The sequence below is a fragment of the Actinomadura syzygii genome (assembly GCF_008085905.1).
GTDB classification, from domain to species: Bacteria; Actinomycetota; Actinomycetes; order Streptosporangiales; family Streptosporangiaceae; genus Spirillospora; species Spirillospora syzygii.
On record NZ_VSFF01000003.1, the window covers coordinates 166,242 to 192,584 of the forward strand.

Below are 26,343 nucleotides of genomic sequence, written 5' to 3' on the forward strand. Positions count from 1 at the left end.
TCACGTAGGTGCGTCACGCCTCGGCGGGCGCGCTCTCGGGCGCCGCCGTGTCGCCGGGCTCGTCCGTCCTGCGCTTCTCGGCGCGGCCGAGCAGCACCAGCGTTCCCACCATGGCGGCGAGCGCGACGGCGGGCACGAGCCAGATCGAGTTCCCGCCGACGACCGGGTCGGCCGCCTTCAGCAGCCACGCGATCGCGTACCAGTCCGGGTCGGCGAGGGTCGCCAGCTCGGGCGCGGTCCGGTCGAACAGGTCCCAGGTGACGGCCTGCCCGACGGCGAGGACCAGGCCGGTGATCACGCCGCCGAGGACGGCGCCGCGCCAGCCCGCCACCACGTTGCCGAACAGCGCGGCGGCGCCGCCGACGAAGAACAGCATGATCATGGGCGGGGCGAGGGTGAACCAGCCCGCCGCGGCGAACACCCCGAGGCAGACCAGGAACACGCCGGTGGACGCCACGAACCCGACCATCACGGCGGTCGGCGCGACGGGGAACACGGTCGGCGCGTCCAGCGCGGGACGGGTCCCCGGGATCACCCGGTCGCTGAACCCCTTGAAGGCGGGGACGATCTCGCCGAGGAACATCCGCACGCCGAACAGCAGGATCGCGATGCCGCCCGCGAACCGCAGGCCGACGAGCAGCGCCCACACCCAGGGGGACAGCTTGGCGTCCATCTCGGCGGCGGACTTGCTCACCACCGCGTGGTCGGCGAGCGCCACCCCGATCAGCATGATCACCGAGATGATCAGCGCGGTGCTGACGTTGACGTCCTTGAAGAACGACAGCTGGCGGGGCAGCTTCAGCTTCTCGGTGTCGTGCTTCTCCCGGCTGCCGAGCGGGCGGGCCGCGTAGCCGGTGATCAGGCAGGCGAGCGAGCTGGTGTGCGCGTAGCCGAACCGGTCGTCCGGCATGACGCGGCGCATCAGCGGGCGCATCCACAGCGGCTGGAGCGTCCAGTACGCGGCGACGAACCCGGCGCCGCACAGCACCAGCGTGAACTGGTCGGCGCCCGGCGCGATCGTGACCAGCGACGCGACCGTCACCGTGCTGACCCAGAACATCAGGTGCCCGGTCAGGTAGAGGTAGCGGGCGGCCGGGAACAGCCGGACCACCAGGACATGGACGAGGAACGCGGCCGTGATGACGAGCGCGATCGTCCCGCCCTGGTCGGTGAGGAAGTCGGCGAGGCTCCGGTCCGCCTTCGGCGGCGTCGTGCCCATCGCGCTCGCGAGGACGGTCTGGAAGCTCGTCAGCCCGCCCGTGAACACCTCGACGCCGATGAACAGGATGACGACGCCGATGGTGGCGCGCAGCGCGCCGGCGAAGACGTCCTCGAACCGCTTGCGCTGCAGCACCAGGCCGACGAGGGTGATGAGCCCGATGAGGATGGGCACCTGGCCGAAGACGTTGTCCGCCAGGAAGGTGAGGATGTCCTTGATGACGTCCATGGGTGAAAAGCCTCACTTCTCGGGGGTGGGTCGTGCGCTGTCGCCCCCGTCAGCGCGGTTGGACGGTCGTGCGTCCGGGCGGCGCGTCCGGAGCCTGCCGGGCCGCCGGTCCGTCGGGTGGTGATCCGTCGGGTGGTGAGTGGCCGGTCGTTCAGTGGGTGGGTGGTCGCAGGTCCAGTTCCAGCCGGTACCGGTCGCCCCGGTACAGGGAGCGGACGTATTCCAGGGGACGGCCGCCCTCGTCCCGCGTGACCCGTTCGAACAGGAACGCCGGCGTGTGCACCGGGACGTCCAGCTCGGCCGCCTCCTCGGCGGTGGTCACGGTCGGCTCGATCGTCTCGGTGCCCGAGGCGATCTCGACGCCGCTAGCGCGCAGCAGGTCGTAGAAGGAGCGCCCTTCCAGGTCGTGCCGGCGCAGTCCGGGCATCAGCGCGCGCGGCAGGTACAGCGTCTCGATGGCCATGGAGGCGCCGTCCGCGAGCCGGAGCCGGCGAATGGTAAATACCTCTTCGACGGGTGAGAGGGCCAGCCGCCTGCCGATCCGCGCCCCCGCGGTCTCGGTGCGGAACGACAGGACCCGGCCGCCCGGCTTCATCCCGCGCCTGATCATGTCCTCGGTGAACGAGGTCATGGTCAGCGACACGGCGATCCGGGGTTCGGCCACGTAGGTGCCGCTCCCGTGCCGCCGGTCGAGCAGGCCCTCGGCGACGAGGCCGTCGATGGCCTGGCGCAGGGTGGGCCGGGACACGCCGAGCTCTTCGGCCAGCTTCCGCTCGGACGGCAGGGCGTCCCCGACGTCGAGCCCGTCCAGCATCGTGAGGAGCTCGCGGCGGACCGCCTGCCGTTTCGTGCTCCCGGACCGGGTTTCACCGGTGGATGTCATGCCGCTCACCCCCTTCGATGCTCTTCCTGCTGTTGCACACCGTATGTCCCATTATGGCGACTGGTCAATACCACTTTGGCGATGTTTGCCGTGGTCGTGGCGCGGAGGGCCGACCTACCGTCGCCGAATGAGACACCTCGCACGACGCGCCATCGCGCTGACGCTCCCATTGGTACTTCCCGCGGCTCTGTGCGCCGTCCCCGCGCGCGCCGCCCCGCCGGGCGCGCGCGACGGCTGGCGACTGGTCGCCGCCGAGCCCTTCAACCGCCGGATCGACGACGCCGAGCACCCGTGGCGGCCGGACGGCGACGGCCCGTCCAGCCCGTACAACGTGGACATGTACGACAACGACGGCGCCTACTTCGACACCGTCGGCGGCCCGGCGTTCCGCACGCAGCTCGCCAGGATGCGGACCTACCGCAAGGCGTTCACTTTCGGCGAACACGGCTGGCTGACCGCCGAGCTCGCCGCCCGCGACGCGGACGGCGACGGCAGGCCGGACGCGCCGCCCGCGCTCACGTCCCGGAACGGCGTCGCGCGCCTGGACGAGCCCGCCCACCAGGCGGGCGTCGTGATCCGCTCGACCCGCGACCTGCCCGCCGAGTACCGGGTCGAGATGACGCTGCGCGGCCTCGACTTCGGCGGGCGGCGCGACGGCTCCTGGGACTACCCGGACGGCCGGATCAACGGTTACTCGCCGAAGGGCTGCAAGACGAACTTCCCGTGGGCGTCCGGCGGCGACTTCGCACGCCCGGAGTGCGAGTGGGCGGACGTCCGCACCGACTCCAACGGCTTCTACTACATGTCGATCATGGACTACCGGCAGGTCGCGCCCCACAACAACGTCTTCGTCCACGGCCACCGGAAAGTGGCCATGGACGGTTACAACCGTTACAAGTACGCCGGTTCGGGTCTGCTCTACTGCAACCCGGTCACCAAGCAGTACGAGCCGTACTCCGCCGGGACGGGCAACGGCGTCAACGCGATCTTCATGACCGACGACCGCCGGTATCCGGCGATGCCCGGCACCGAGTACCTGATGCAGAGCGAGTGCGGGTACCGCAAGGGCGGCGCGATCGTCTCGACCGTCGACCTCAAGCCCGAGCTCCTGCCCGACGAGCCCTACACGTTCGCGGTGGAGCGGCGCGGCGGCGCCTACACGATGGAGATGTCCGGCGTGTTCGCGCACGCGGGGCGCGCCACGTTCCGGTACACGCGGTCGTTCGTCCAGGACGGCGAGCCCATCTGGCACTACAACCAGCGCCCGGACGAGTACGACGGCCGCTTCGACGCCGACTGGACCTGGACGGGCCCGGGCGGCACGCTCGTCGACCGCGACACGTGGCCCGCCGGGTCCGCCTACCCCGACAGGTTCATGATCGGTGACCCGCACATGAACTTCTACGAAGGGACCGCGCGGGTGGACGACATCCGCATGTACGTTCCGGAGTAGATGTCGGTGGCGCGGTCTAGTGTCCGTTAGAACGTGCCAACGAACGTTCCCGAGCCTCCCCACGGGGTCTGGGGGTCCCAGAAAGGCAGGGCCGCCTCGTGACCGAGCAGACCGTCCCGGGCCGGCCGCCGGAGCCGTCCCTCGCCGACCCCTGCGCCGAGCGGCGGCCGGCGGGGGAGCGGCTGCGCGGCGACTGGGCGGAGCCGTCGCCCGCCCTCGACGTGTTCCTGTCCGGCCGCGTCTTCATGGACATGATCTTCACCGGGCTGCCCGGGCTGCCGCCGCCCGGCACCGAGATCGTCACCGACGGGCTCGGCTCCGCGCCCGGCGGCGTCGCCAACATCGCCGTCGCGATGAGCAGGCTCGGCCTGCGGGTCGGTCTGGCGGCGGCGTTCGGCGACGACATGTTCGGCGCCTACCTGTGGCGGACGCTCGCCGAGCAGGAGGGCGTCGACCTCGGGGCGTCCCGCCGGGTCCCCGGCTGGCCGACGCCGGTGACGGTGTCGATGGCCTACGACTCCGACCGCAGCATGGTCACCTACGCGCGTCCCGCGCCGGACCCGGTCGGCGACCTGGCGGGCGCGGAGCCGCCGTCCGCGCGGGCCTGCTTCGTCGACGTCGACCGCCCGGTCCCGGCGTGGGCGGCGGCGATGCGGCGGCGCGGCGCGCTGGTCTTCGGCGACCTCGGCTGGGACCAGACCGGCGCCTGGTCCGCCGAGGTCCTCGACCGGCTGGAGCACGTGGACGCGTTCCTCCCGAACGCCGCCGAGGCGATGGCCTACACCCGCACCCGCACGCCCGAGGACGCCGCCGAGGCGCTGGCCGGGCGCGTCCCGGTCGTCGTCGTCAAGCGCGGCGGCGACGGCGCGATCGCGATCGACTCCGCGACGGGGGAGCGGGCCGAGGTCAGCGCGCTGCCGGTGGAGGCGCTCGACCCGACCGGCGCGGGCGACGTGTTCGCCGCCGGGTTCGTGTTCGCCACGCTCGCCGGGCTCCCGCTCACCGAGCGGCTGCGGTTCGCCAACCTGTGCGCCGGGCTGTCGGTCCGGCACCGCAGCGGCTCGCTCGGCTCGCCCTGCTGGGGCGAGATCGCTGCGTTCGGCGAGTCCGGCGAAGTCCCCGAGCGGATCCTCGCCGACTACGCGTTCGTGATCCCCTTCATCCCCGACGCCGCCGAAGACGAGGTCATACGCGCCGAACCCACCCTGCGCGGGTGAGCGCTAGGCGGTGGCGAGGGTGGTGCGGTACTCCTGGGGGCTTACGCCGTGTTCGCGTTTGAAGGCGGTGCTCAGCGCGAACGCGTTGCCGTAGCCGACCTGGCGGGCTACCGCGTCCAGTGTGGCGTCGCTCTCCCGCAGCAGGTCGGCGGCCTGCGCCAGCCGGGCGCCCGTCAGGTACGACATGGGCGGCTCGCCGATCAGCTTCGTGAACCGCTGCGCGAGGGCCGCGCGGGACGCGCCGACCTCGGCGGCCAGGGCGGCGACCGTCCAGGGATGGGACAGGTCGTCGTGCAGCAGCCGCAGCGCCGGGCCGACGACCGGGTCGCCGTGCGCGCGGTACCAGCCGGGCGCGGCCGCCTCCGGCCGGGAGAACCAGGCCCGCAGTGTGGCGATGAGTAGCAGGTCCAGCAGCCGGTCGAGGACGACGTCCTGCCCCGGCTCGTCCTTGCCGATCTCGTCGGCGAGCACGTCGACCAGCGGTGACCGCCACGTGTCGCCGCGGACGACCGCGATCGGCGGCAGCGCGGACAGCAGCCGCTGCGTCACCGCCCCGCGCATCTGGTAGGTGCCGACCAGCATGACGGTGGTGCCGTCGGGGTCGTTGCCCCAGGCGCGGACGCCGAGGTCCATGGCCTCGGACAGGCTCGTCCCGTCCGGGGTGGTGCACACCTGGCCGGGGTGGATGACGATCTGCGGCGCGGTCGCCGGGTCGTCCGCGACGGTGTACGGCTCGGGCCCCCGGAAGATCACCATGTCGCCGGGGGAGACGCGGACCGGCTCGGCGCCGGCCGAGACGAGCCAGGCGTCGTCGCGCACCATCGACAGCAGCGTGAGGGGGGCCTCGTCCTGGATCCGCATCGACCACGGCGGCGAGAGGGACGCGCGGAGCATGAACGCGCCCCGCGCGCGCGGCCCGTCCAGGAGATCGGTGAGGGCGTCCATGCGGCCAGCGTAGACGCTCGCGTATGCGGGCGAGCTTCTCGACGATGGTGGCCGGGGCGGCCCGCCGGTTGACTCAAGGGCATGACGAACAAGGCGCTCAACAGCGAAGACGGCAACACCCTCACCCTCGTCCTCGGCGGGACGGGCAAGACCGGCCGCCGCGTGGTCGAGCGGCTGGAGGCCCTGGACGTCCCGGTCCGGATGGGCTCGCGGTCGGCGTCCCCGGCCTTCGACTGGCAGGACGAGGACACCTGGGCGCCCGTCCTCCAGGACGTGGCGAAGGTCTACCTCTCCTACTACCCCGACCTGTGCGCGCCGGGCGCGCCCGAGGCGATCCGGAACTTCACCGGGACGGCGCGGGACGCGGGCGTCCGGCACGTGGTCCTCCTGTCGGGACGCGGCGAGGAGGAGGCGCGCGAGTGCGAGCGGATCGTCCAGGACTCGGGCCTTGCCTGGACGGTCGTCCGAGCGAGCTGGTTCGCGCAGAACTTCAGCGAGGACTACCTCCTCGACCCGGTCCGGGAGGGCGAGGTCGTCCTCCCGGCGGGCGACGTGCCCGAGCCGTTCGCGGACGCCGACGACATCGCGGACGTGGCCGTCGCCGCGCTCACCGACCCCGCGCACGCGGGCGAGGTCTACGAGGTGACCGGGCCGCGCGCGCTGACCTTCGCCGAGGCCGTCGCCGAGATCGGCCGCGCGGCCGGACGGGAGATCGCGTTCGTTCCGGTCCCGGTGGACGACTACGCCGCGGCTCTCGCGCGGCACGGCCTCCCCGACGAGGTCGTCGGCCTGCTGACGTACCTGTTCGGTACCGTCCTGGACGGCCGGAACTCCAAGCCCGCCGACGGCGTCCGGCGCGCCCTGGGCCGCGGGCCGCGGGACTTCGCCGACTACGCGCGGGCCACCGCCGCCAGCGGCATCTGGAACATCTGAGACCCCCACCACTGAACACGGATTGGAACGACGATGAAGTTCTCGCTCGCGGGCGTCTCGGCGACGCTGTCGATCATCATGGCGGCCGGTATGGCCGGAACGTTCTTCGGGTTCTCCACCGGCGTCATGCCGGGTCTGAACGCGGCGCGGCCCGGCTCGGCGATCGACGCCATGCAGGGCATCAACCAGAAGATCCAGAACCCGCTGTTCGTCGCGATGTTCATGCTGGTCCCGGTGGCGGCGGCCGCCGCGGGCGTCCTCCTGCTGACGCTGGACCAGAAGGCCGCGGCCATCCTGTTCTTCGTCGCGGCGGGCGTGTACCTGCTGGGCGCGCTCTTCCCGAGCTTCGCGGTGAACATCCCGATGAACAACGACCTGGACGCCGTGAAGATCCCGGGCAGCGCGTCCGAGGCGGCGAAGATCTGGTCGGACTACTCCGGACGCTGGACGGCCTGGAACAACGTCCGCGCCGTGTTCAGCTGGGTGAGCGTCCTCGCGATGTCCCTCGGCGTCTACGTCTGGGGCAAGAACCACTGACCGGCCGCGCGGACGCGGCCCGCCCTCCCTCGGGGAGCGCGGGCCGCGTCCGCGTTGCGCCGGGTCACGGGAGGAGCAGCCCCCAGTACACCGCCCACGGGATGAACACCGCGCCCGCCGTCACCAGCAGCCCGAGCCGGACGCGCTCGCCCACCGGCACCGCCCCGGCGGCCCGCCGCCACGCCACCGCCGTGCCCGCGGCCGCCGCGACGGCCGCCACCGCGAGCCCCTGGACCGCCAGCCAGGGCAGCGGCCTGCCCGCGAGGGCGGGCCCCGGGTCCGGCGCCCGGCCGGCGGCCATCAGGTAGAAGAGGTAGAAGGGCAGGCCGAGCGCGGCGGCGAGCCCGGCGCCGGAGAGCAGCCGGGGCGCCCACCGGCTCACCGGCCGGACCGTCCGCCCGCGCACCCGCCGGACCAGCGCGACCAGCGGATACGCGGCGAACGCGACGACGAACAGCATGAAGGCCGCGAGCTGCGCCCACGCCGACGTCCACCACGGCGACGGCGAGACCTCGACGCTGCGGTACTCCTGGCGGGGCGGCGCCGGGGCGTCGGCGACGGGCGCCTTCCCGCTCGTCGCGTCGCGGACCCAGGAGCCCACCAGGTCGGCGTAACCGGGGGCCAGCGCCTCGCCCCGGGTGACGCCGCCGTCCGGGGTCGTGTGCGCGCCGTGGTCCGCGCCCGGGAAGAAGCGGAACGTGTAGTGGACGTTGCCGCCGCGCCGCAGCGCCCGCGCGAACAGCGGCGGGTTGTCTCCCGGCGGCGTCTGGAGGTCGTGCTCGCCCCACACCCCGAGCAGCGGCTGCCGGACCCGGCCGAGGACGTCCTCCGCGGGGAAGAACGCCTCGGCGAACAGGCCCGCGTCCGCGCCGAGCCGGGCGAAGTTCCGCTTGCCGTGGTCGATCAGCGAACCGGACGCGCCCGCCCTGCGCAGCGCGGACGTCTCGTTCCACAGCTGCTGCCGGATCGGCGGCATGGCGTTGCCGCCGACCACGATCACGAACGCGACGTCCGCGGACCGGGACGCGGCGAGCGGCGCGACCCAGCCGCCCTCGCTCAGCCCCCACAGCCCCACCTTCGCCGGGTCGACGCCCGGCCGCGCGCGCAGGGCGCGCACGCCGCCGAGCGCGTCGTCCGCCAGCTCGGAGTAGGAGCGGCGGAAGTCGCCGTACCCGACGGACCGCTTGTCGTAGATCAGCACGGCGAGCCCCCGCCGCGCGAACTCGACGGCCTCGGTGAGCAGGTGGTCGCGCGGCACGCCGGCGCCCGAGCCGGTGACGAGCACGACGCCCGGCAGCGGCCCGGACGTCTTCCGCGGCGCGACGACGGAGCCGTGCAGGGCCAGTCCGCCGTACCCGGTGAAGCTCACGTCGTCGGCGGTCAGCTCGGACGGCACGGGAACCCGCCCGGACGCCGGGGTGCGCGCGGCCCGCACCGGGGGAGAGCCCGCGACGCCGAGCAACGCGGCTGTGAGGAGGGCCGCCACGGTGATCAGGACTGTTTTCATGGCGGCGACGCTAGACCACAGAGAACTCTCTGCAAAGGATTCTCTGCAAAGATACCTCTGTAGTATTAGACTACTCCTCATGAAGGACGACCTGGAGCCCGTGATCCTGGACGACCCGGGACGGATCAAGGCGCTGAGCCATCCGCTCCGCCGCCGGATCCTGCACCGGCTGCGCGCGCACGGCCCCGCGACGTCCACGACGATCGGGGAGGTGCTCGGCGCCAACACCGGCACGACGAGCTACCACCTGCGGCAGTTGGAGAAGTACGGGTTCATCGAGGAGATCCCCGAGCGGTCCGCCGGGCGGGAGCGCTGGTGGCGGCCCGCCGACACCCCGCGCGACCTACGGCTGCCCGCCCCGGACACCGTCGCCCCCGAGGACCGGTCCGTCCTCGACGAGCTGGTGCGCGTCGCGCACGCCGAGGACCTGGAGCTCTTCCGCAGGCTGCCCGCCGAATACACGCGCGACCGGGCCTGGGCGCTGCTGTCGCGCGGCTTCGCCCACATGACCGAGGAGGGCCTCGCCGAGTTCTTCGAGGCGTACATCCGCCTGCTGCACGAGCACTCGCACCGCCGCGAGGACGCGCCGCCCGGCGCGCGCCCCGTGCACATCCGGCTCTTCACCCTCCCCGCCGACGAGGAGTGAAAGCCGCCTTCGGCCCTTACGATCTATGGGATGAGCGGTGTGCACGCGATCAGCGACCTGCACGTGGGATTCCCCGAGAACCGGGCCTTCGTCGAGGGGCTGCGACCCGAGTCCGGCGACGACTGGCTGATCGTGGCCGGCGACGTCGCCGAGCGGTTCTCCGACGTCGAATGGACCCTCCGCACCCTGCGCGAACGGTTCGCGACCGTGATCTGGACGCCCGGCAACCACGAGCTGTGGACCATCAAGGACGACCCGGTCCAACTACGCGGCGAGGCGCGCTACCAGGCGCTCGTCGAGATGTGCCGGTCGCTGGGCGTCCTGACCCCCGAGGACCCGTACCCCGTGTGGGACGGCGAGGGCGGCCCCGTCACCATCGCGCCCCTCTTCCTCCTGTACGACTACACGTTCCGGCCGGAGGGGACGTCCACGAAGGAGGAGGCGCTCGCCGTCGCGCATGAGGCGGGCGTCGTGTGCACCGACGAGGTCTACCTCCACCCCGACCCGTACCCGACGCGGGACGCCTGGTGCGACGCCCGCGTCGCCTACAGCGAGAAGCGCCTCGCCGCCCTGGAGCCGGGCACGCGCACCGTGCTGATCAACCACTGGCCGCTCGTCCGCGAACCGACCCGCATTCTCTGGTACCCGGAGTTCGCGCAGTGGTGCGGGACGGAGCGCACCGCCGACTGGCACCGCCGGTTCGGCGCGGTGTCGGTCGTGTACGGCCACCTGCACATCCCTCGGACGATCCGGACGGACGGCGTCCCGCACGTCGAGGTGTCGGTCGGCTACCCGCGCGAATGGCGCAAGCGCGGCGAGGCGCCCCGCGGGCCGCGCCGTGTCCTCCCGCCCACCCCGGAGACGGCCTGACTCAGACGCGGCCTGACCCGCCGCGCTGACCCGACGCGCTAGCCCGCCTTGCCGGAGAGCACGCCGCGCGAGGCGAGCGCGAGGAGCCGTCCGGCGGCGTTCGGTTCCCGCTCGGTGACGGTCGCGATCCCGGCCGCGAGGCGGAGCGCGTCGGTGAACGCGGCGTCCGGGGGGACGTCCCCGGCGTCCCGCGCGCGGGCGAAGAGGGCCGAACCCGCCTCGCGCATCGCGCGGCACGCCGCGGACGACTCCGGCGGGTCGTCGCGCAGCGCCACCGCCGCCGACGCCGCGAGCCCCGGGAACGCCGTCACGCCGGAGACGTACGCGCGCAGCCACGCCGCCAGCGCCGCCCCCGGATCGGGGGCGGCGAGCAGCTCGCGCGCGGTCGCCGCCAGCCCGTCGTAGGCGTCGGCGAGCACCGCCTCCAGGAGGTCCTGCCGGGTCGGGAAGTGGCGGTAGAGCGTTCCGATGCCGACGCCCGCGAGCCGCGCGATGCCCTCCAGCGAGGCGTCCGCCCCGTCCCGGCCGAAGGTCTCCCGCGCCGCGGCGAGCAGCCGGGCCCGGTTGCGGCGCACGTCCGCGCGCACCGCCCTCACCGCCACCGCCGGTGGCATGTCGTCGCTGGTCACGTGGTCGTCGGTCCTTCCGGCGAGTGGACGGGCCGGCGGCGATCCGGAGGGCTCCGCGGCGTTTGGAACGGTCCCTCGATAGTAGCCCGAGCTATCCGGGCGGCGGCCCACCGGGGGAGACCGGCAGGTAGACGCGGCCGCCGCCGTCCCGGAACTCACCGGCCTTGGCCCGCATCCCGGCCGCGAGCGCATCGTCGTCGGCGAGGCCGTGCTCGGCCGCGTACCGGCGGACGTCCCGGGTGATCTTCATCGAGCAGAAGTGCGGCCCGCACATCGAGCAGAAGTGCGCCGTCTTCGCCGGGGCGGCGGGCAGCGTCGCGTCGTGGAACGCGCGCGCCGTGTCCGGGTCGAGGGACAGGTTGAACTGGTCCTCCCAGCGGAAGTCGAACCGCGCGTCGGACAGGGCGTCGTCCCACGCCTGCGCGCCCGGATGCCCCTTCGCGAGGTCCGCCGCGTGCGCCGCGATCTTGTAGGCGATCACGCCCGCCTTGACGTCGTCGCGGTCCGGCAGCCCGAGGTGCTCCTTCGGGGTGACGTAGCAGAGCATCGCGGTGCCGTACCAGCCGATCATCGCCGCGCCGATCGCCGAGGTGATGTGGTCGTAGCCGGGCGCGATGTCGGTGGTCAGCGGCCCGAGCGTGTAGAACGGGGCGCCGTCGCACCACTCCTGCTGCAGGTCGACGTTCTCCTTGATCTTGTGCATCGGGACGTGGCCGGGCCCCTCGTTCATCACCTGATTGCCGAACCCTGCGGCGATCTTCGTCAGCTCGCCCTGGGTGCGCAGCTCGGCGAACTGCGCCTCGTCGTTGGCGTCCGCGATGGAGCCGGGGCGCAGCCCGTCCCCGAGCGACCAGGTGATGTCGTACGCGGCGAAGATCTCGCACAGGTCGCGGAAGTTCGTGTAGAGGAAGTTCTCCTCGTGGTGCGCCAGGCACCACGCCGCCATGATCGATCCGCCCCGGGACACGATCCCCGTCTTGCGCCCGGCCGTCAGCGGCACGTACCTCAGCAGCACCCCGGCGTGGACGGTCATGTAGTCCACGCCCTGCTCGGCCTGCTCGATCACCGTGTCGCGGAAGACCTCGTAGGTCAGCTCGGCCGGGTCGCCGCCGACCTTCTCCACCGCCTGGTACAGCGGGACGGTCCCCACCGGCACCGGCGAGTTCCGCAGGATCCACTCCCGCGTCGTGTGGATGTCCCGCCCGGTCGACAGGTCCATGATCGTGTCGGCGCCCCAGCGGGTCGCCCAGGTCATCTTCTCGACCTCGTCCTCGACGGACGACGCGACCGCCGAGTTGCCGATGTTGGCGTTCACCTTCACGAGGAAGTTCCGGCCGATGACCATCGGCTCGATCTCGGGGTGGTTGACGTTGGCGGGCAGCACGGCGCGGCCCGCGGCCAGCTCGGCCCGGACGAACTCCGGCTCGACGCCCTCGCGCAGCGCCGCGAACTCCATCTCCGGGGTGATCTCCCCGCGCCGCGCGTACGCGCGCTGCGTCACCGCGCCGCCGGCGGCGCGGCGCGGCCTGCGCGGCAGGCCCTCCCCGACGGGGCCGGGGCGCCCGTCCGGCTTGCGGCCGTCGTCCTCGGGACGGACGGCCCGCCCCTCGTACGCCTCGGTGTCGCCGCGCTCGGCGATCCACGCCTCGCGGAGCGCGGGCAGCCCTTCGCGGACGTCCGTGCGGTGCTCGGGATCGGTGTACGGCCCGGAGGTGTCGTACAGGACGACGGCCCCGCCGCCGGTCAGCGGCACCTCACGCATCGGGACACGCAGGTCCGGGCGGGAGCCCTGGAGGTAGGTCTTGCGCGCGGCTGGAACTGGAACCACAGGTTCGGTCATGACGACTCGATCTCTCCCTACGCCGGCATTACCCGGTCAGGTTCATGCGGTCAGCGGCCGTCTCAGCCGCTATCTCAGCCCGGTTCGCCGGACCCCCGCGATCTGTCGCCACCGACGCTAACCCGGCCCACCCCGGTTGCCGCAACCGCCGGTCTTGGGATAGACGCGCGCGTCAGGACGGCCGGGACGCCACCCCGACCAGCAGGGGCAGGGCCAGGGTGAGCGCGCGGAGCGCGGCGGGCGCCGACGGGGACCGGTGAAGCCGCCACCGGCCCTCGTCGTCGGCCCCGCCCTGCGCCCGGCGGAGGGAGGCGGACTCGCGGCCGTCCACGCCGGTGACGACGTAGCGCCCGCCGTCGCCGCGGGTGGCGCCGAGGAGCATGCCGTCGGCCGCGTGGAAGGACGGCTCGCGCGAGCCCCTGATCCGGCCGATGAGGCGGCCGTCCGCGTCGAGGACGCGCATCCGGTCGCGGCCCAGCGGCGGGCGCTTGAACACGAGCAGCCGCGCGGTGTGCGGGTCGCGGAGCACGACCGTCCGGCGGCCTCCGCAGGCGACGGCGAGCAGGGCGCCGCCGCGCTCGCTCCGGTAGCGGCCCCGGTCGTCCACGGTGACGCGGTCGGCCCTGGTCAGCGCGTTCGGGGTCGGCGGCTGGACCTCCTCGCCCGCGTCGTCGACGACGCGCCACGGCACCCCGAGCGTCCCGGTCGCGGCGTCCCGGACGGCGTCGAGCCGCCCCGGGGGCAGGAGGCGGCTGGCCAGCAGGGGCGCGACACCGCTCTCGGCCTTGGTGACGGCGGCGATGCCGGGGGCCGCTGCCGGGTCGAACCAGACCGTCCAGACGGGGTCGGCGACCGGCCAGGCGATGCCGATCGCGTCCAGCGCGCTCACCGGCACGGCCGCCCGCGCCCCGCCCCGGCGCAGGACGAGCCCCTTCGCGTCGATCGTCACGACCAGCCGGGTCCGGAAGATCACGGCGGCCCACGCGACGGCGGCCGACGCGCCGGCCACGAGGAGGACCACGATCTGGCGCGCGCCATCGGCGTCCCGGAGGCCGGTCCGCGCGGCCAGTACGGTGAGCGCCGCGAGAGCGAGCGCCGCGAGGCCGATCCTGAGCGGCCACCGGTAGGCACTCCGGCCCGGCGCGACCCGGAGCTCCTGCGGGGGGACGGACGGCGGGGGCACGGACACTGTCAGCCCTTCGTGATCGAGTCCGCAGAACTATAGGGGCGGAACCCCCGTTCCACCGGAAAGCGCACGACAGCGATCATCCTGCCCGTCCGGCCCGTGGAAGGGAACGACCGCCGCGTGGCCGGGTTCGGAGCGGGGCGGTGTGGCGCGGCCGGGGGCGTCGGTGAGAATGGACGGGTGGTGATCGTGCGTCGGGCCGGTGTGACGGTGAAGGACGCCCTGCTCGCGGCGGTGCTGGCGGCCGTCGCGGTGGCGGTGGCGGTGGCGTGGCCCGGCGTCCGCGGGCTGGACGCCGTCGGCGTGCTGCTGCTCGTCGGGGCGCACGTCCCGCTCGCGGTGATCAGGAGGTGGCCGACGCCGGGGCTCGTGGCCCTGGGCGCCATGGTGGTGCCGTACCACCTGGCGCAGTACCAGCACCACGCGCTGGTGCCCGCCGAGGTGCTCACGCTGTTCGCGTACGCGTGGTTCGGACGGCGGGTCAAGGTCGTCCTCACCGTCGTCGGGGCCCTGCTGCTCGTCTGCGTGGTCGCGATGGCGGTGCGCGGCGGCGGCGGCCTGGTCCGCGAGCAGATCGCGATGATCGAGGCCATGGTGTCGGTGGTGATCGCCGTCCAGGTGTGGCGGGTGCACCGGGCCCGGCTCGCGGCGATCAGCGAGGAGGCCGCGCGGGCGGAGCGGGCCCGCGAGGAGGAGGCGCGGCGCCGGGTCGCCGAGGAGCGCCTGCGGATCGCCCGCGACCTGCACGACCTGCTCGCGCACAGCATCACGGTGATCGGCGTCCAGGCGGGCGCGGCGGCGCACCTCGTCCGCGGTGACCGGCCGCTCGACCGGGAGGAGCTGGCCGAGGCGCTCGGCGCGATCGCCGACACCTGCCGGGACGCCCGCACCGAGCTGCGCGGCACGCTGCAGGTGCTGCGCGGAACCGATGCGGCGCCGTCCGGGACGCTGCCCGGCGCGCACGGCATCGCCGACCTCGTCCAGACCGCGCGGGCCGCCGGGATCGAGGTCGACCTCGACGACGCGGACGCCGGGACGCCGCCCCCGGAGGTCGGTGTCGCCGCGTACCGGATCGTCCAGGAGGCCCTGACCAACGTTGTCAAGCACGCGGCGGCGACCCATGTCGTGGTGAGCCTCACACGCGCGGACGGCGGGCTCGTCGTGCGGGTCGCCGACGACGGTCGCGGGCCGGTCGGCGGGACGCCCGGCGGCTTCGGCGTCCTCGGCATGATCGAGCGGGCGCGCAGCGTCGGCGGGACCCTCGACGCGGGTCCGCGCGACGGCGGCGGATTCGCCGTCACCGCCGTGTTCCCCGCCGCGGACGTCGCGGCTCCCCGGTGACCGCGCGCGGGGCGGACCGCGGCCCGGACCGCGGCCCGGCGCCGCGACGATCTACGCGCGGGGGCTTTCAAACCCTTACCGGTAGGGTCAGGATCAAGGGGGACCAGGGGAGGCGAACGCGTCGGTGAGCACGCAGAGCGAGCAGCGGGAAGCCCCGCAGGACCGGATCTTCACGGTGCCGAACAGCCTGAGCCTCGCCAGGCTCGTCGGCGTCCCGCTGTTCCTGTGGCTCGTCCTGGTCGAGGCGGACTGGTGGGCGCTCGGCCTGCTGGTGTTCGCGGGCCTGTCCGACTGGCTGGACGGCAAGCTCGCGCGGGTGCTGAACCAGACCAGCAAGCTCGGCGCGATGCTCGACCCGGCCGCCGACCGGCTCTACATCCTCGCGACGCTGGTCGGGCTGACGATCCGCGACATCATCCCGCTGTGGCTGGTGGTGCTGCTCGTCGCCCGCGAGCTGGCGATCGTGCCGATCGCGCCGATCGTCCGGCGGCTCGGGTACAGCGGCACGCTGCCCGTCCACTTCATCGGGAAGGCGGGCACGCTCTGCCTGCTGTACGCCTTCCCGCTGCTGCTGCTCGGCGACCACGACGGGACGGCCGCGACCGTCGCGAAGGTGATCGGCTGGTCGTTCGCGATCTGGGGGGCGGGCCTGTACTGGTGGGCCGCCGTCCTGTACTGGGAGCAGACGCGGCAGCTCGTGGTGGCCGGCCGCGGCGGGCCGCCGCCGGCCGCGCCCGCCCCGGACCCCGAGGGTGAGCAGGAGGGAGCGGAGACCCCCCGATGAAGGCCGTCGTGATGGCGGGAGGCGAGGGGACGCGGCTGCGCCCCATGACCGCCAACCAGCCGAAGCCGCTGCTCCCGCTCGTCAACCGGCCGATCATGGAGCACGTGCTGCGGCTGCTGAAACGGCACGGGTTCGGGGAGACCGTCGTCACCGTCCAGTTCCTCGCGGCGCTCGTCCGCAACTACTTCGGGGACGGCGAGGAGCTCGGCATGGCGCTGAGCTACGCGACGGAGGAGGTCCCGCTCGGCACCGCGGGGAGCGTGAAGAACGCCGAGGAGGCGCTGCGCGACGACCGCTTCCTGGTGATCTCCGGGGACGCCCTCACCGACATCGACCTGACCGACATGGTGCGGTTCCACGAGGAGAAGGGCGCGCTCGTCACGATCGGGTTGAAGCGCGTCCCGAACCCGCTCGAATTCGGGATCATCATCGTCGACGACGAGGGCCGCGTGCGGCGCTTCCTGGAGAAGCCGACCTGGGGCCAGGTGTTCTCCGACACCGTCAACACCGGCATCTACGTCATGGAGCCGGAGGTCCTGGAGCACGTCGCGGCGGGGGAGCCGGTCGACTGGTCCGGGGACGTGTTCCCCGCGCTGCTGGCGGCGGGCGCCCCACTCTACGGATACGTCGCCGACTGCTACTGGGAGGACGTCGGCACCCACGAGAGCTACCTCAAGGCGCAGGCAGACATGCTGTCCGGGCAGGTCGGCGTCGACCTGGACGGCTTCGAGGTTTCGCCCGGCGTGTGGGTCGCCGAAGGCGCGGAGGTGGACGCCGAGGCCGTCCTCAAGGGCCCGCTCTACATCGGCGACTACGCCAAGGTCGAAGCGGGCGTGGAGCTGCGGGAGTACACCGTCCTCGGCAGCAACGTCGTCGTGAAGGAGGGCGCGTTCCTGCACCGGGCGGTCGTCCACGACAACGTGTTCGTCGCGCCGTCCACGAACCTGCGCGGCTGTGTCGTCGGCAAGAACACCGACATCATGACGGGCGCCCGCGTCGAGGAGGGCGCCGTCATCGGGGACGAGTGCGTCATCGAGGCGGAGGCGTACGTCTCGTCCGGCGTGAAGGTCTACCCGTTCAAGACGATCGAGGCGGGCGCGGTCGTCAACACGAGCGTCATCTGGGAGTCGCGGGGGCAGCGCAACCTGTTCGGGCCGCGCGGCGTGTCCGGGCTGGTCAACGTCGAGATCACGCCGGAGCTGGCGGTGCGGCTCGCGAGCGCGTACGCGACCACGCTGAAGAAGGGCTCGACGGTCGTCACCGGACGGGACGTCTCCCGCGCCGCGCGGACGCTGAAGCGCGCGGTGAACAGCGCGCTGACCGCGAGCGCGATCGACGTCCGCGACCTGGAGGCGACGCCGCTGACCGTCGCCCGGTTCGAGACCGGCCGGGAGGACGCCGTCGGCGGCATCTACCTCCGCACCACGCTCGGCGACCCGCAGGGCGTCGACATCCTGTTCTTCGACCCGGACGGCGCCGACCTGTCCCAGGCGGCGCAGCGCAAGCTGGAGCGGGTGTTCGGGCGGCAGGAGTACCGGCGCGCGTTCCCCGGCGAGATCGCGGAGCTGACCTACCCGCCGCGCGTCGTCGAGACCTACACCCGCGACCTGCTGCGCCGGGTCGACATCGGCGGGGTCCGGGAGGCCGGGCTGAAGATCGTCCTGGACTGCGCGGGCGGGGTCGCCTCGCTCGTCCTGCCGAGCCTGCTCGGCAAGATCGGGGTGGAGGTCCTCACCCGCAACGCCGGGCTGGACGAGGCGAACCCGACCGAGACGCTCGCCGAGCGGATGCGCGACCTGGAGCGGCTCGGCGAGCTGGTGTCGTCGTCGCGCGCCGCGTTCGGCGTCCGGTTCGACCCGGTGGGGGAGCGGATCTCCCTGGTCGACGAGAACGGCGAGCTGGTCGGGGACGACCGCGCCCTGCTCGTCATGCTCGACCTCGTCGCCGCGGAGCGCCGCGACGGGCGGGTGGCGCTGCCGGTGACGACGACGCGGGTCGCCGAGCAGGTGTGCCGGTTCCACGGCGTGCGGGTCGAGTGGACGTCCACGTCGCAGGACGTGCTGACCAAGGCCGCCGCGCGGCCCGGCGTGATCTTCGCGGGGGACGGCCGGGGCGGGTTCCTGATGCCCGAGTTCGGCGGCACCGTCGACGGGATCGCGGCGTTCGCCCGGCTGGTCGGGCTCGTCGCGCGGACGCGCCTCACGCTGTCGCAGATCGACCGCCGGATCCCGGACGCGCACCTGCTGCGCCGGTCCGTCCCGACGCCGTGGGCGGCGAAGGGCGGCGTGATGCGGCACGTCGTGGAGGCCGCCGGGACCCGGACGGTCGACACGACCGACGGCGTCCGCGTGGTCGAGGACGACGGCCGCTGGGTCCTCGTCCTGCCCGACCCGGCGGAGGCGGTCACGCACCTGTGGGCCGAGGGCCCGGACGCCGACGCCGCCCAGGCGCTGCTGGAGGACTGGGCCGCCGTGGTCGAGCGCGCCGGGTCCTGAGCCGCGCTCAGCAGCGCTCGCGGGGCTTCAGGCCGGTCGCGTCCGGCTCGCGGCTCCCGTAGGCGGCGTCGAGGAAGCCGGTGAGGCGGTCGACGTCGGCCGCGTTGGACACGAGGCCGAGCGACGCGCGCACCGCCCCGCCGCTCGGCAGGCCGAGCACGCCGAGGTAGTCGTCGAGCGTCCGCATCCGCCGGTGCGCGGTGAGCCGCAGCGCCCGCTCCGGGATCTCGAACGCGCCCTCCCCGGCGCCGGGGTTGCAGAAGCAGCCGGTGCGGACGGAGATCCCCGCGGCGGCGGTGTCACGGGCCACGATCCGCTCGTCGACGACCCCGCCGTGCGCGTCGAGGACGTTGAACGCGACCGTGCCGCCGCGCCGGTCGGTGCCGTCCGGGCCGTAGATCCTCACCAGCGGGGAGCCGTCCGGGCGGCGGAGCGCGGCGAGGCGGCGCAGCAGCCGGGCCGTCAGGCCCGTGACGCGGCGGTGGATGAGGTCCATGCCGATGTCCTCGATCCAGCGGATGCCGAACTCCACGTCCGGGATGGACAGGAAGTTGAGGGTGCCGTCCTCGAACGCCGTCTCGTCCGGGGCGAGGACGTGCCAGCCGCCGAGCGCGCTGACGGCCTGGATCGTCCCGCCCGCGAACCACGGGCGGCGCAGCCGGGAAAGGGCCTCGCGCCGCGCGACCAGCGCGCCCACGCCGGTCGGGTACCCGAACACCTTGTACCAGCTCACCGGGACGAAGTCGGGCCGCACGAGGGAGAGGTCCAGGCGGTTGGCGGGGACGAACGCCGCCGCGTCCAGCAGGACGTCGTAGCCGTGGGCCCGCGCCAGCTCGATCCAGCTCAGCGGGTGCTGCACGCCGCTGAAGTTGCTCTGCGCCGGGAAGACGAACAGGCCGCGGCGGCCGGTGAGCGCGGCGGCGACCTCCTCGTCCGGGACGCGCAGCTCGGGCCCGCGGACGGGGACGTGCACCGTCGCCGCGCCGCGCGCCCGCGCGAACTCGCGCAGCCCGTTCACCGAGTTGTGGTTGTCGCCGGTGAGGACGAGCCGGTCGCCCGGCTCGAACGGGTACGCCTCGCCGACGAGGCGGCACGCGCCGCTCGCGTTCGGCGTGAACACCACCGCGTACTCGTCCGGGGAGGCGTTGAAGAACCCCAGGATCGCCTCCCGCGTCCGCTCGACCAGCGCGGTGGACGCGCTGGACGTCGGGTTCTCCGAGTGCGGGTTGCCGTAACAGTGGCCCGCGAGCCGCTCGCAGTGGGCGCGTATCTGCGCGTCCGCGGCGACGCCGGAGCCGGTGTAGTCGAGGTAGGTCTGGCCGCGCTCGTCCAGGTAGCGGTACTCGGTGGCGCGCAGCTCGTCGAGCCGCCGCGTTCCCGCGAAGCCCCCGCCGCAGCCGGGCAGGTCGTCAGAGCCGGATGAAGGGCCCATGGTGCACCCCCGCGTGCATGTAAGCCACACCCTTATAGAAACGGTCCGAAATTCGGGTGTGACACGCAAGGGGGTGTCCTGACCTTTTTTGGTCCGCCTGAGGACGTTTGTCAGGTAGACCGGATGTCAGGTACGCCGGACGATCACCAGCCACGTCCCGGCGAGGAACAGCGCCGCGAACCCGCCGAGGACCGCCCAGTCGACGGCGACCGCGCGGGAGAACGTGTCCCCGTAGGAGTCGAGCAGCGGCGGGCCGAGCGGGGAGCGCCCGGTGGCCCAGAGCCGCTCGACGCCGAGGCTGTGGCCGAGCCCCTCGAACGCCCACCGGTTGGACATGGCGTAGCTCAGCCACCGTCCCGGCGCCGCCATCACCGGCACGGGCAGGATCGCACCCACGAACAGCACCTGCGGGAAGCACAGCATCGGCAGCGCCATCGTCGCCTGCGCCGGGTCGGTCACGGCCGCGGACACGAGCAGGCCCAGCGCCAGCGCCGCGAGCGAGCACAGGAGCAGCGTCGTGAACAGCTCCCCATAGGCGCCCCAGCCCGCCGCGGGCAGCCGGTCCAGGGCGCGCAGGACGCCGAGGGTCAGCGCGTCCACGACGGCCAGCAGCGGCAGCAGCACGGCGACCTTCGCCAGCACGTACGGCCCGGCGCGCAGCCCGGTGAGCCGCTCCCGCCGCACCACGGGCAGCTCCGAGCACACCTGGAGCAGGCCGTAGGTGAGGCCGAAGAAGAACCCGCCGAACGCGATCCAGAACAGGATCATCACCGTCGCGCTCGGGCTGGGCGCGGCGGGGGAGAACGCGCCCGGACGGAACAGGACGGCGAACATCGCCAGCACCATCAACGGCGAGCCCGCGAGGACGGCGACCGTCAGCCGGTTCCGGGTCAGCAGGTCGGCGTTGCGGCGGCTGAGCAGGGCCCACTGCCGCCACGCCCCGACCGGCGGCCCGCCCGGCGAGGGCCGGTCGGCCGGGCGCGGCACGGGCTTCGGCGCGGGGGCCTCCCCGATCTCCGCGCGGCCGCTGGACAGGCGGAGGTAGACGTCGTCGAACCCGTCGGCCTGGAAGTGCGCGAGCGCCTCGCGGGGCGGGCCGTAGAACGCGAGCGTCCCGTCCATGGCGAGGACGGCGACCTTGTCGCACACGGCCGCGTCCGGCGGGTGGTGGGTCGTGAGGACGACGGTCGTCCCGGTGGCGGCGAGGCCGCGCAGGGTCCGCATCAGATCGGCCGCCGACGCCGGGTCGAGGCCGGACGTCGGCTCGTCCAGGAAGAACACGCACGGCCGGGTCAGCAGCTCGACGGCGATGCTGGCGCGCTTGCGCTCGCCGCCGCTCAGCGACCCGACCCGCTGCCCGGCGCGGCCGGTGAGCGCCAGCGCCGCGAGCGCCCCGTCGACCGCGCTCTCCGCGTCCTCCGGCGGCGTCCCGGCGGGCAGCCGCAGGCCCGCCGCGTAGCGGAGGGTGCGCCGCAGCGGCAGGTCCCGGTGGACGATGTCGTCCTGCGGGACGTACCCGAGCGACCCGTCGCCGCCCGCGTGCCGGACGTGGCCCTCGGCGGGCGGGCGGACGCCCGCGAGCGCGTCCAGCAGCGTGGTCTTGCCCGCGCCGCTGCCGCCGATGATCGCGACCAGCTCCCCGGTCCCGATCGTCAGCGACACGTCGCGCAGCGTGCGGCGGCCCCCGTCCACGCGCTGGCCCACGTCCCGGACCTCGATCATCGGCATCGCCTCCCCTTCGGGCGCCCGGCACCGCGCCCCCGTATGTAACGCCGTGCGGAAACGCCCGTGTGGAAACGATGGACGATCGGACCCGGCCCGTCCAGGAAGGTCAGGCCACCGTGGCGTCGCGGGACGCGCCCGCGGGCCGCGTTACGGACGGGGTTCGCGCGTTGATTTGGACGTCCTTGCCATGATGGGGCGGTGATCACACGACGGGACGACGGCCCGGACGGCTGGCGGCGGCGGCCCGACGCCTCCATGTCGCTGCTCGCCGACCTGTTCGCCGGGAAGCTCCTCGACCACGGCTACGCCGAGGCGGCGGCCCGGCGCGCCGCGGCGGGCGACGGCGGCTCCCGGCGGGGGCGGCTGCGCGGCGGCGGCGTCCTGCTCGTCCTCGCGCTCGCCGGGACGCTGATCGCGGTCGCCGGGGCCGAGGTGCGGCGCGGCGAGCCCGTCGCGGCCGAGCGCCGGTCCCGGCTCGTCGGCGAGATCCACGCCCGCACCGCCGAGACCGACGACCTCCAGCGCCGCCTCGGCCGCCTCCGGGACGAGACCGAGCGCCGCCGCGCCGCCGCCCTCGCCCGCAGCGCGCAGGGCCGCCGCGCCCGGCAGGCGCTCGCCCGCGCGAGCGCCGCCGCGGCCGCGACGCCCGCGTCCGGCGACGGCCTGGTCGTCACGGTCGACGACGCGCCCGGCGACGACCCGGACGCCCGGCCCGGCCGCGGACCCGCCGCGACCGACGGCCGGGTCTATGATCAGGACCTCCAGGTCCTGGTCAACGGGCTCTGGGCGGCCGGGGCCGAGGCGATCGGGATCAACGGGCAGCGGCTCACCCCGACCACCGCGATCCGCGCCGCGGGCGAGGCGATCCTGGTCGACTACCGCCCGCTCGGCGCGCCCTACGCGGTGACGGCGGTCGGCGACCCGGACCGGCTCCGCGCCGCCTTCGCCGGTTCGGCCGCCGACCGGCGGCTGCGGACGCTGAGCGAGCGCTACCGGATCAGGTACGGGACGCGCCGCGCGTCGGACGTCCGGCTGCCCGCCGCCGGAGCCGTCCGGCTGCGGTACGCCGTTCCCCACGAGGGGGACGGCCGGTGAGCGGAGGAGGGGTGACCCGGACGTGATCGCGCTGATCGGGCTCGTGATCGGCGTGACGCTCGGGCTCGTCCTCCAGCCGGACGTGCCGCTCTGGGCGGAGCCGTACCTTCCGATCGCCGTCGTCGCGGCGCTCGACGCCATGTTCGGCGGGATCCGGGCCCGGCTGGAGGGCATCTTCGACGAGAAGGTGTTCGTCGTCTCCTTCCTCAGCAACACCGTCATCGCCGCGCTGATCGTGTTCCTCGGCGACAAGCTCGGCGTGGGGTCGCAGCTCTCGACCGGCGTGGTGGTCGTCCTCGGCATCCGGATCTTCTCCAACGCGGCGGGCATCCGGCGCAGGCTGTTCGGCGCATGACGGGCCCCGAACCCAGGCCGGGCCGCGAACCCAGACCGGGCCGCGACGCCGAGGCGCGCCCGGAGGGCCTCCGCGCGGTCGCCGATCTGTTGAGACCGCGAGTCAGCATGGGCCAGCTGATCGGCGGTCTGCTGTGCCTCGTGCTCGGGTTCGCGGTCGTCGCGCAGATCCGCTCGAACGAGAGGGACACCACGTTCGCGACCGCGCGGCAGGACGAGCTCGTCGGCGTCCTGTCCGATCTGGGCCAGCGCTCCGAGCGGCTGCGCGGCGACCTGCGCGACCTGGAGGACACCAAGGCCCGGCTCGAACGGGACGCGCAGGGCGGAACCGCCCTGGAGGAGGCCCGCAAGCGGGCGGCCACCTACGGCCTGCTCGCGGGCACCGTCCCGGCCGAGGGCCCCGGCATCGAGCTGACGGTCGGCGACCCGCGGCGCGGCGTGCGGGCCGTCAACCTGCTCGACGCGCTGGAGGAGCTGCGCGACGCGGGCGCCGAGGTCGTGCAGGTCAACGACGTCCGCGCCGGGGTCGACAGCTACTTCCTGGACGACCGCGACGGCGTCCGGGCCGACGGCCGCGCGCTCGTCCCGCCGTACCGGTTCCGCGCCATCGGCGACCCCCATACGATGACGACGGCGCTGAACATCCCCGGCGGGCTGGTGCGGACGCTCCAGGCCGCGGGCGCCGAGGTCTCGATCACCCCGCGCGCGAAAGTCGTCGTCGACGCGGTACGGTCTCCGTAGAGGGAGACGGGGGGAGCGGTAAACCGGACGGCCCGCTCGAACGTCGTCATCGGGGCGGTCCGCGCGGCGGCGTAGACCTGCGATCATCGACGAATGTAGTTTGGTCCGGTCGGCTCACCGTTCCAGTTGACCCCTCGGGTAATACCCGCGTAAGTTGCGGCGACCGTCGTCTGAGCGGGCGGTGGGTCGACCGTGGTCGGGGGCGGGTCCCCGGCGTGGGTTGGTTGATGGATGCGCGTGGCGCAGGCGGCTCCCGTTGCGGCGGGGCGCCCGGCGCCGCGCCGATGGTAGGAGGCCGAGCCGATCGATGCCGAGCGTCTACTGCACGCAGTGCGGTCACGCCAACCCGGATGATGCCCGCTTCTGCTCGAACTGCGGTACTCCGCTCACCCGGAGTCCGCTGCCTCCCCGGGAGTCGCCCGGCGAGTCCACGTCCACCATCTCCATCGGCGGGTTCGAGGCCCTCGACACCGACGCCGGAACCGAGGAGCCCTCGCTCGGTCCCGACCAGATGGCCATGGAGGCGCTCCCCCCGGGGACGGCGCTGCTCGTGGTCAAGCGGGGCCCGAACGCGGGGAGCCGGTTCCTGCTCGACAAGGACCGCACCTCCGCCGGACGGCACCCCGAGAGCGACATCTTCCTGGACGACGTCACCGTCTCGCGCCGCCACGCCGAGTTCGCCCGGCAGGGCGCCGTGTTCTCCGTCCGCGACGTGGGCAGCCTCAACGGCACCTACGTCAACCGGCAGCGGATCGACCAGGCCGGGCTGTCCGGCGGCGACGAGGTGCAGATCGGCAAGTTCCGGCTGGTGTTCCTGACCAATCCGGCGCACGGCTGACGCGCGGCCTGCACCGGCGGAGCACGAGGCCGCGGCGACGATGGGAGGGGCCATGAACGCGCAGTCAGCCCGGTCCCTGATGACGATCGGGGACGTCCTCGGACTGCTCAGGCCCGACTTCCCCGACATCACCATCTCCAAGATCAGGTTCCTGGAGTCCGAGGGCCTCGTCGAGCCGCAGCGCAGCCCGTCCGGGTACCGCAAGTTCAGCGCGGCCGACGTGGAGCGGCTGCGGTTCGTCCTCGCGGCGCAGCGCGACCACTACCTCCCGCTCCGCGTCATCCGCCAGCACCTGGAGGCGCGCGACCGGGGCGAGAACCCGCCGCCGCTCGGGCCGCGCCGGCCCGGCGCGCCCGAGCCGCGCCGTCCCCGCACGCTCGTCGCGGCCGACACCACCGCCGCCGACCCGCCCGTCCGGCTGACCCGCCGCCAGCTCCTCGACGGCGCCGGGATCGACGAGGGCCTGCTCGCCCGGCTGGAGGAGTACGGCCTCGTCCGGCGTGCCGGGACCCACTACGAGGGCGACGCGCTGAGCGTCGCCCGCGCCGCCGCCGCGCTCGGCGAGTTCGGTTTCGAGGTCCGCCACCTGCGCGCGGTGAAGGCCGCCGCCGACCGGCAGGTCGGGCTGATCGAGCAGATGGTCGCGCCGCAGCTGCGCCGCCGCGGCCAGGGCGCCCACGAGCAGGCGGCCGAGACCGCGCGGGAGATCGCCGCGCTGTCGGTGCGGCTGCACGCCGCCCTGGTCGACGCCGGGCTCCGCGAAAGCCTCGACCGCTGATCATGTGCGCCGCGGAGGATTTTGCCGGAGCCGCGGCAACACGAGCTGTCCGGAGCGGGGTGTACGTTGGCTACAGGGTTCGGTCACGAACTGATCCGCTGCACGTGGTGATCGAGACGGCGAGAACCAGCAGGGAGCCGCAGTGAAGCAGATGGAGGTCGTCGGCGTCCGGGTCGAGATGCCCTCCAATCAGCCCATCGTCCTGTTGAAGGAGACGGAGGGCGACCGCTACCTGCCCATCTGGATCGGGGCGGTCGAAGCGACCGCGATCGCCTTCGCCCAGCAGGGCGTGCTGCCCGCCCGCCCGCTCACCCACGACCTGTTCCGCGACGTCCTGGACGCCCTCAGCGTCCAGCTCCGCACCGTCAACATCACCGCGCTGCGCGAGGGCATCTTCTTCGCCGACCTCGTGTTCTCCAACGGCGTCGAGGTGAGCGCCCGCCCGTCCGACTCCATCGCCCTCGCCCTGCGCACCGGCGCCACGATCTTCGCCAGCGAGGACGTCCTCGAAGAGGCCGGGGTCGCTATCCCGGACGAGCAGGAGGACGAGGTCGAGAAGTTCCGCGAGTTCCTCGACACCATCTCCCCGGAGGACTTCGGCCGCGCGGGCTGACACGCGCGCGCCGACAAGCCGGGCGAGCCGCGGGCGCACGGGGATCACCAAGAG

24 protein-coding genes and 1 riboswitch are annotated in these 26,343 nt (G+C 73.8%); of the genes, 15 read left to right on the top strand and 9 right to left on the bottom strand.

Annotated features, from left to right (window positions below; all coding sequences use genetic code 11):
* Nucleotides 1–13 precede the first annotated feature (13 nt).
* On the bottom strand, nucleotides 14–1,447 hold the full coding sequence (locus tag FXF65_RS07855) for a PTS ascorbate transporter subunit IIC (RefSeq protein ID WP_148349061.1): 1,434 nt from the start codon (nucleotides 1,445–1,447) through the stop codon (nucleotides 14–16).
* 151 nt (nucleotides 1,448–1,598) lie between these two features.
* A complete protein-coding gene (locus FXF65_RS07860) occupies nucleotides 1,599–2,330 on the bottom strand; it encodes a GntR family transcriptional regulator (protein WP_148349062.1) in 732 nt (243 codons plus the stop codon).
* A gap of 127 nt (nucleotides 2,331–2,457) precedes the next feature.
* Between FXF65_RS07860 and FXF65_RS07865 the strand changes: the two genes are divergently transcribed.
* The gene (locus tag FXF65_RS07865) at nucleotides 2,458–3,783 is read left to right on the top strand and encodes a hypothetical protein (protein ID WP_148349063.1); all 1,326 of its coding nucleotides are present in this window, start codon (nucleotides 2,458–2,460) and stop codon (nucleotides 3,781–3,783) included.
* A 98-nt stretch (nucleotides 3,784–3,881) separates the two neighbouring features.
* Nucleotides 3,882–5,000 (top strand): carbohydrate kinase family protein, encoded by a 1,119-nt coding sequence (locus FXF65_RS07870; protein ID WP_246198412.1) that lies wholly within the window; start codon nucleotides 3,882–3,884, stop codon nucleotides 4,998–5,000.
* Between the two features lie 3 nt (nucleotides 5,001–5,003).
* Here FXF65_RS07870 and FXF65_RS07875 read toward each other — a convergent pair whose 3' ends face one another.
* Complete coding sequence (locus FXF65_RS07875) at nucleotides 5,004–5,945, bottom strand: AraC family transcriptional regulator (protein WP_148349064.1); 942 nt, start codon at nucleotides 5,943–5,945, stop codon at nucleotides 5,004–5,006.
* A gap of 81 nt (nucleotides 5,946–6,026) precedes the next feature.
* Between FXF65_RS07875 and FXF65_RS07880 the strand changes: the two genes are divergently transcribed.
* On the top strand, nucleotides 6,027–6,878 hold the full coding sequence (locus FXF65_RS07880; protein WP_148349065.1) for an NAD(P)H-binding protein: 852 nt from the start codon (nucleotides 6,027–6,029) through the stop codon (nucleotides 6,876–6,878).
* A gap of 33 nt (nucleotides 6,879–6,911) precedes the next feature.
* The gene (locus tag FXF65_RS07885) at nucleotides 6,912–7,415 is read left to right on the top strand and encodes an anthrone oxygenase family protein (protein ID WP_148349066.1); all 504 of its coding nucleotides are present in this window, start codon (nucleotides 6,912–6,914) and stop codon (nucleotides 7,413–7,415) included.
* Nucleotides 7,416–7,479: 64 nt separating this feature from the next.
* Here FXF65_RS07885 and FXF65_RS07890 read toward each other — a convergent pair whose 3' ends face one another.
* Nucleotides 7,480–8,922 (bottom strand): alpha/beta hydrolase family protein, encoded by a 1,443-nt coding sequence (locus FXF65_RS07890; protein WP_148349067.1) that lies wholly within the window; start codon nucleotides 8,920–8,922, stop codon nucleotides 7,480–7,482.
* Nucleotides 8,923–9,001: 79 nt separating this feature from the next.
* Between FXF65_RS07890 and FXF65_RS07895 the strand changes: the two genes are divergently transcribed.
* Together FXF65_RS07895 and FXF65_RS07900 are read left to right on the top strand one after the other, a co-directional pair.
* Nucleotides 9,002–9,568, top strand: coding sequence for a winged helix-turn-helix domain-containing protein (locus FXF65_RS07895; protein ID WP_148349068.1), 567 nt, complete (start codon nucleotides 9,002–9,004; stop codon nucleotides 9,566–9,568).
* A gap of 30 nt (nucleotides 9,569–9,598) precedes the next feature.
* On the top strand, nucleotides 9,599–10,438 hold the full coding sequence (locus tag FXF65_RS07900) for a metallophosphoesterase family protein (protein ID WP_148349069.1): 840 nt from the start codon (nucleotides 9,599–9,601) through the stop codon (nucleotides 10,436–10,438).
* 38 nt (nucleotides 10,439–10,476) lie between these two features.
* On the opposite strand, the gene FXF65_RS07905 is transcribed toward FXF65_RS07900, so the two are convergent.
* The 3 genes from FXF65_RS07905 to FXF65_RS07915 all read right to left on the bottom strand — a co-directional run bounded on the left by FXF65_RS07905 (nucleotide 10,477) and on the right by FXF65_RS07915 (nucleotide 14,096).
* The gene (locus FXF65_RS07905; RefSeq protein ID WP_246198413.1) at nucleotides 10,477–11,067 is read right to left on the bottom strand and encodes a TetR/AcrR family transcriptional regulator; all 591 of its coding nucleotides are present in this window, start codon (nucleotides 11,065–11,067) and stop codon (nucleotides 10,477–10,479) included.
* 91 nt (nucleotides 11,068–11,158) lie between these two features.
* Complete coding sequence (gene thiC / locus FXF65_RS07910) at nucleotides 11,159–12,907, bottom strand: phosphomethylpyrimidine synthase ThiC (RefSeq protein WP_148349070.1); 1,749 nt, start codon at nucleotides 12,905–12,907, stop codon at nucleotides 11,159–11,161.
* A riboswitch (TPP riboswitch) is annotated at nucleotides 12,903–13,016 on the bottom strand. (Overlaps the previous gene by 5 nt.)
* A gap of 63 nt (nucleotides 13,017–13,079) precedes the next feature.
* Nucleotides 13,080–14,096 carry a hypothetical protein gene (locus FXF65_RS07915; RefSeq protein WP_148349071.1) on the bottom strand — a complete coding sequence of 339 codons (1,017 nt, stop codon included), beginning with the start codon at nucleotides 14,094–14,096 and terminating at the stop codon, nucleotides 13,080–13,082.
* Nucleotides 14,097–14,273: 177 nt separating this feature from the next.
* On the opposite strand from FXF65_RS07915, the gene FXF65_RS07920 reads away from it, so the two are divergent.
* The 3 genes from FXF65_RS07920 (at nucleotide 14,274) to FXF65_RS07930 (ending at nucleotide 18,713) form a co-directional block, all read left to right on the top strand.
* Entirely contained in the window at nucleotides 14,274–15,434 is a 1,161-nt protein-coding gene (locus FXF65_RS07920) for a sensor histidine kinase (protein WP_148349072.1), read from the top strand.
* 124 nt (nucleotides 15,435–15,558) lie between these two features.
* Complete coding sequence (gene clsA, locus FXF65_RS07925) at nucleotides 15,559–16,218, top strand: cardiolipin synthase ClsA (protein ID WP_148349073.1); 660 nt, start codon at nucleotides 15,559–15,561, stop codon at nucleotides 16,216–16,218.
* Entirely contained in the window at nucleotides 16,215–18,713 is a 2,499-nt protein-coding gene (locus FXF65_RS07930) for a mannose-1-phosphate guanyltransferase (RefSeq protein WP_148349074.1), read from the top strand. Before clsA ends, FXF65_RS07930 begins: the two co-directional genes overlap by 4 nt.
* A 7-nt stretch (nucleotides 18,714–18,720) precedes the next feature.
* On the opposite strand, the gene FXF65_RS07935 is transcribed toward FXF65_RS07930, so the two are convergent.
* Both FXF65_RS07935 and FXF65_RS07940 read right to left on the bottom strand, forming a co-directional pair.
* Nucleotides 18,721–20,145: an aminotransferase class V-fold PLP-dependent enzyme gene (locus tag FXF65_RS07935; protein ID WP_148349075.1), complete on the bottom strand. Its 1,425-nt coding sequence runs from the start codon at nucleotides 20,143–20,145 to the stop codon at nucleotides 18,721–18,723.
* 126 nt (nucleotides 20,146–20,271) lie between these two features.
* Complete coding sequence (locus tag FXF65_RS07940) at nucleotides 20,272–21,873, bottom strand: ABC transporter ATP-binding protein/permease (RefSeq protein WP_148349076.1); 1,602 nt, start codon at nucleotides 21,871–21,873, stop codon at nucleotides 20,272–20,274.
* Nucleotides 21,874–22,068: 195 nt separating this feature from the next.
* Between FXF65_RS07940 and FXF65_RS07945 the strand changes: the two genes are divergently transcribed.
* The 6 genes from FXF65_RS07945 to FXF65_RS07970 all read left to right on the top strand — a co-directional run bounded on the left by FXF65_RS07945 (nucleotide 22,069) and on the right by FXF65_RS07970 (nucleotide 26,289).
* Nucleotides 22,069–22,965, top strand: a complete 897-nt coding sequence (locus FXF65_RS07945) for a DUF881 domain-containing protein (RefSeq protein ID WP_148349077.1) — start codon at nucleotides 22,069–22,071, stop codon at nucleotides 22,963–22,965.
* A gap of 22 nt (nucleotides 22,966–22,987) precedes the next feature.
* Nucleotides 22,988–23,320, top strand: coding sequence for a small basic family protein (locus FXF65_RS07950; protein WP_148349078.1), 333 nt, complete (start codon nucleotides 22,988–22,990; stop codon nucleotides 23,318–23,320).
* A gap of 107 nt (nucleotides 23,321–23,427) precedes the next feature.
* The gene (locus tag FXF65_RS07955; RefSeq protein WP_187412171.1) at nucleotides 23,428–24,060 is read left to right on the top strand and encodes a DUF881 domain-containing protein; all 633 of its coding nucleotides are present in this window, start codon (nucleotides 23,428–23,430) and stop codon (nucleotides 24,058–24,060) included.
* A 307-nt stretch (nucleotides 24,061–24,367) separates the two neighbouring features.
* Nucleotides 24,368–24,898, top strand: a complete 531-nt coding sequence (locus FXF65_RS07960; protein ID WP_148349080.1) for an FHA domain-containing protein — start codon at nucleotides 24,368–24,370, stop codon at nucleotides 24,896–24,898.
* 52 nt (nucleotides 24,899–24,950) lie between these two features.
* Entirely contained in the window at nucleotides 24,951–25,676 is a 726-nt protein-coding gene (ftsR, locus tag FXF65_RS07965; protein WP_148349081.1) for a transcriptional regulator FtsR, read from the top strand.
* Nucleotides 25,677–25,818: 142 nt separating this feature from the next.
* Nucleotides 25,819–26,289, top strand: coding sequence for a bifunctional nuclease family protein (locus FXF65_RS07970; RefSeq protein WP_067886188.1), 471 nt, complete (start codon nucleotides 25,819–25,821; stop codon nucleotides 26,287–26,289).
* The last annotated feature ends 54 nt before the right edge of the window (nucleotides 26,290–26,343 follow it).

Bases quoted from the DNA above. Each gene is read 5' to 3' on its own strand.
- FXF65_RS07855 (WP_148349061.1), bottom strand. From the start codon at position 1,447: ATGGACGTCATCAAGGACATCCTCACCTTCCTGGCGGACAACGTCTTC.
- FXF65_RS07860 (WP_148349062.1), bottom strand. From the start codon at position 2,330: ATGACATCCACCGGTGAAACCCGGTCCGGGAGCACGAAACGGCAGGCG.
- FXF65_RS07865 (WP_148349063.1), top strand. From the start codon at position 2,458: ATGAGACACCTCGCACGACGCGCCATCGCGCTGACGCTCCCATTGGTA.
- FXF65_RS07875 (WP_148349064.1), bottom strand. From the start codon at position 5,945: ATGGACGCCCTCACCGATCTCCTGGACGGGCCGCGCGCGCGGGGCGCG.
- FXF65_RS07880 (WP_148349065.1), top strand. From the start codon at position 6,027: ATGACGAACAAGGCGCTCAACAGCGAAGACGGCAACACCCTCACCCTC.
- FXF65_RS07885 (WP_148349066.1), top strand. From the start codon at position 6,912: ATGAAGTTCTCGCTCGCGGGCGTCTCGGCGACGCTGTCGATCATCATG.
- FXF65_RS07890 (WP_148349067.1), bottom strand. From the start codon at position 8,922: ATGAAAACAGTCCTGATCACCGTGGCGGCCCTCCTCACAGCCGCGTTG.
- FXF65_RS07895 (WP_148349068.1), top strand. From the start codon at position 9,002: ATGAAGGACGACCTGGAGCCCGTGATCCTGGACGACCCGGGACGGATC.
- FXF65_RS07900 (WP_148349069.1), top strand. From the start codon at position 9,599: ATGAGCGGTGTGCACGCGATCAGCGACCTGCACGTGGGATTCCCCGAG.
- thiC (WP_148349070.1), bottom strand. From the start codon at position 12,907: ATGACCGAACCTGTGGTTCCAGTTCCAGCCGCGCGCAAGACCTACCTC.
- FXF65_RS07930 (WP_148349074.1), top strand. From the start codon at position 16,215: ATGAAGGCCGTCGTGATGGCGGGAGGCGAGGGGACGCGGCTGCGCCCC.
- FXF65_RS07935 (WP_148349075.1), bottom strand. From the start codon at position 20,145: ATGGGCCCTTCATCCGGCTCTGACGACCTGCCCGGCTGCGGCGGGGGC.
- FXF65_RS07940 (WP_148349076.1), bottom strand. From the start codon at position 21,873: ATGCCGATGATCGAGGTCCGGGACGTGGGCCAGCGCGTGGACGGGGGC.
- FXF65_RS07955 (WP_187412171.1), top strand. From the start codon at position 23,428: ATGGGCCAGCTGATCGGCGGTCTGCTGTGCCTCGTGCTCGGGTTCGCG.
- FXF65_RS07960 (WP_148349080.1), top strand. From the start codon at position 24,368: ATGCCGAGCGTCTACTGCACGCAGTGCGGTCACGCCAACCCGGATGAT.
- ftsR (WP_148349081.1), top strand. From the start codon at position 24,951: ATGAACGCGCAGTCAGCCCGGTCCCTGATGACGATCGGGGACGTCCTC.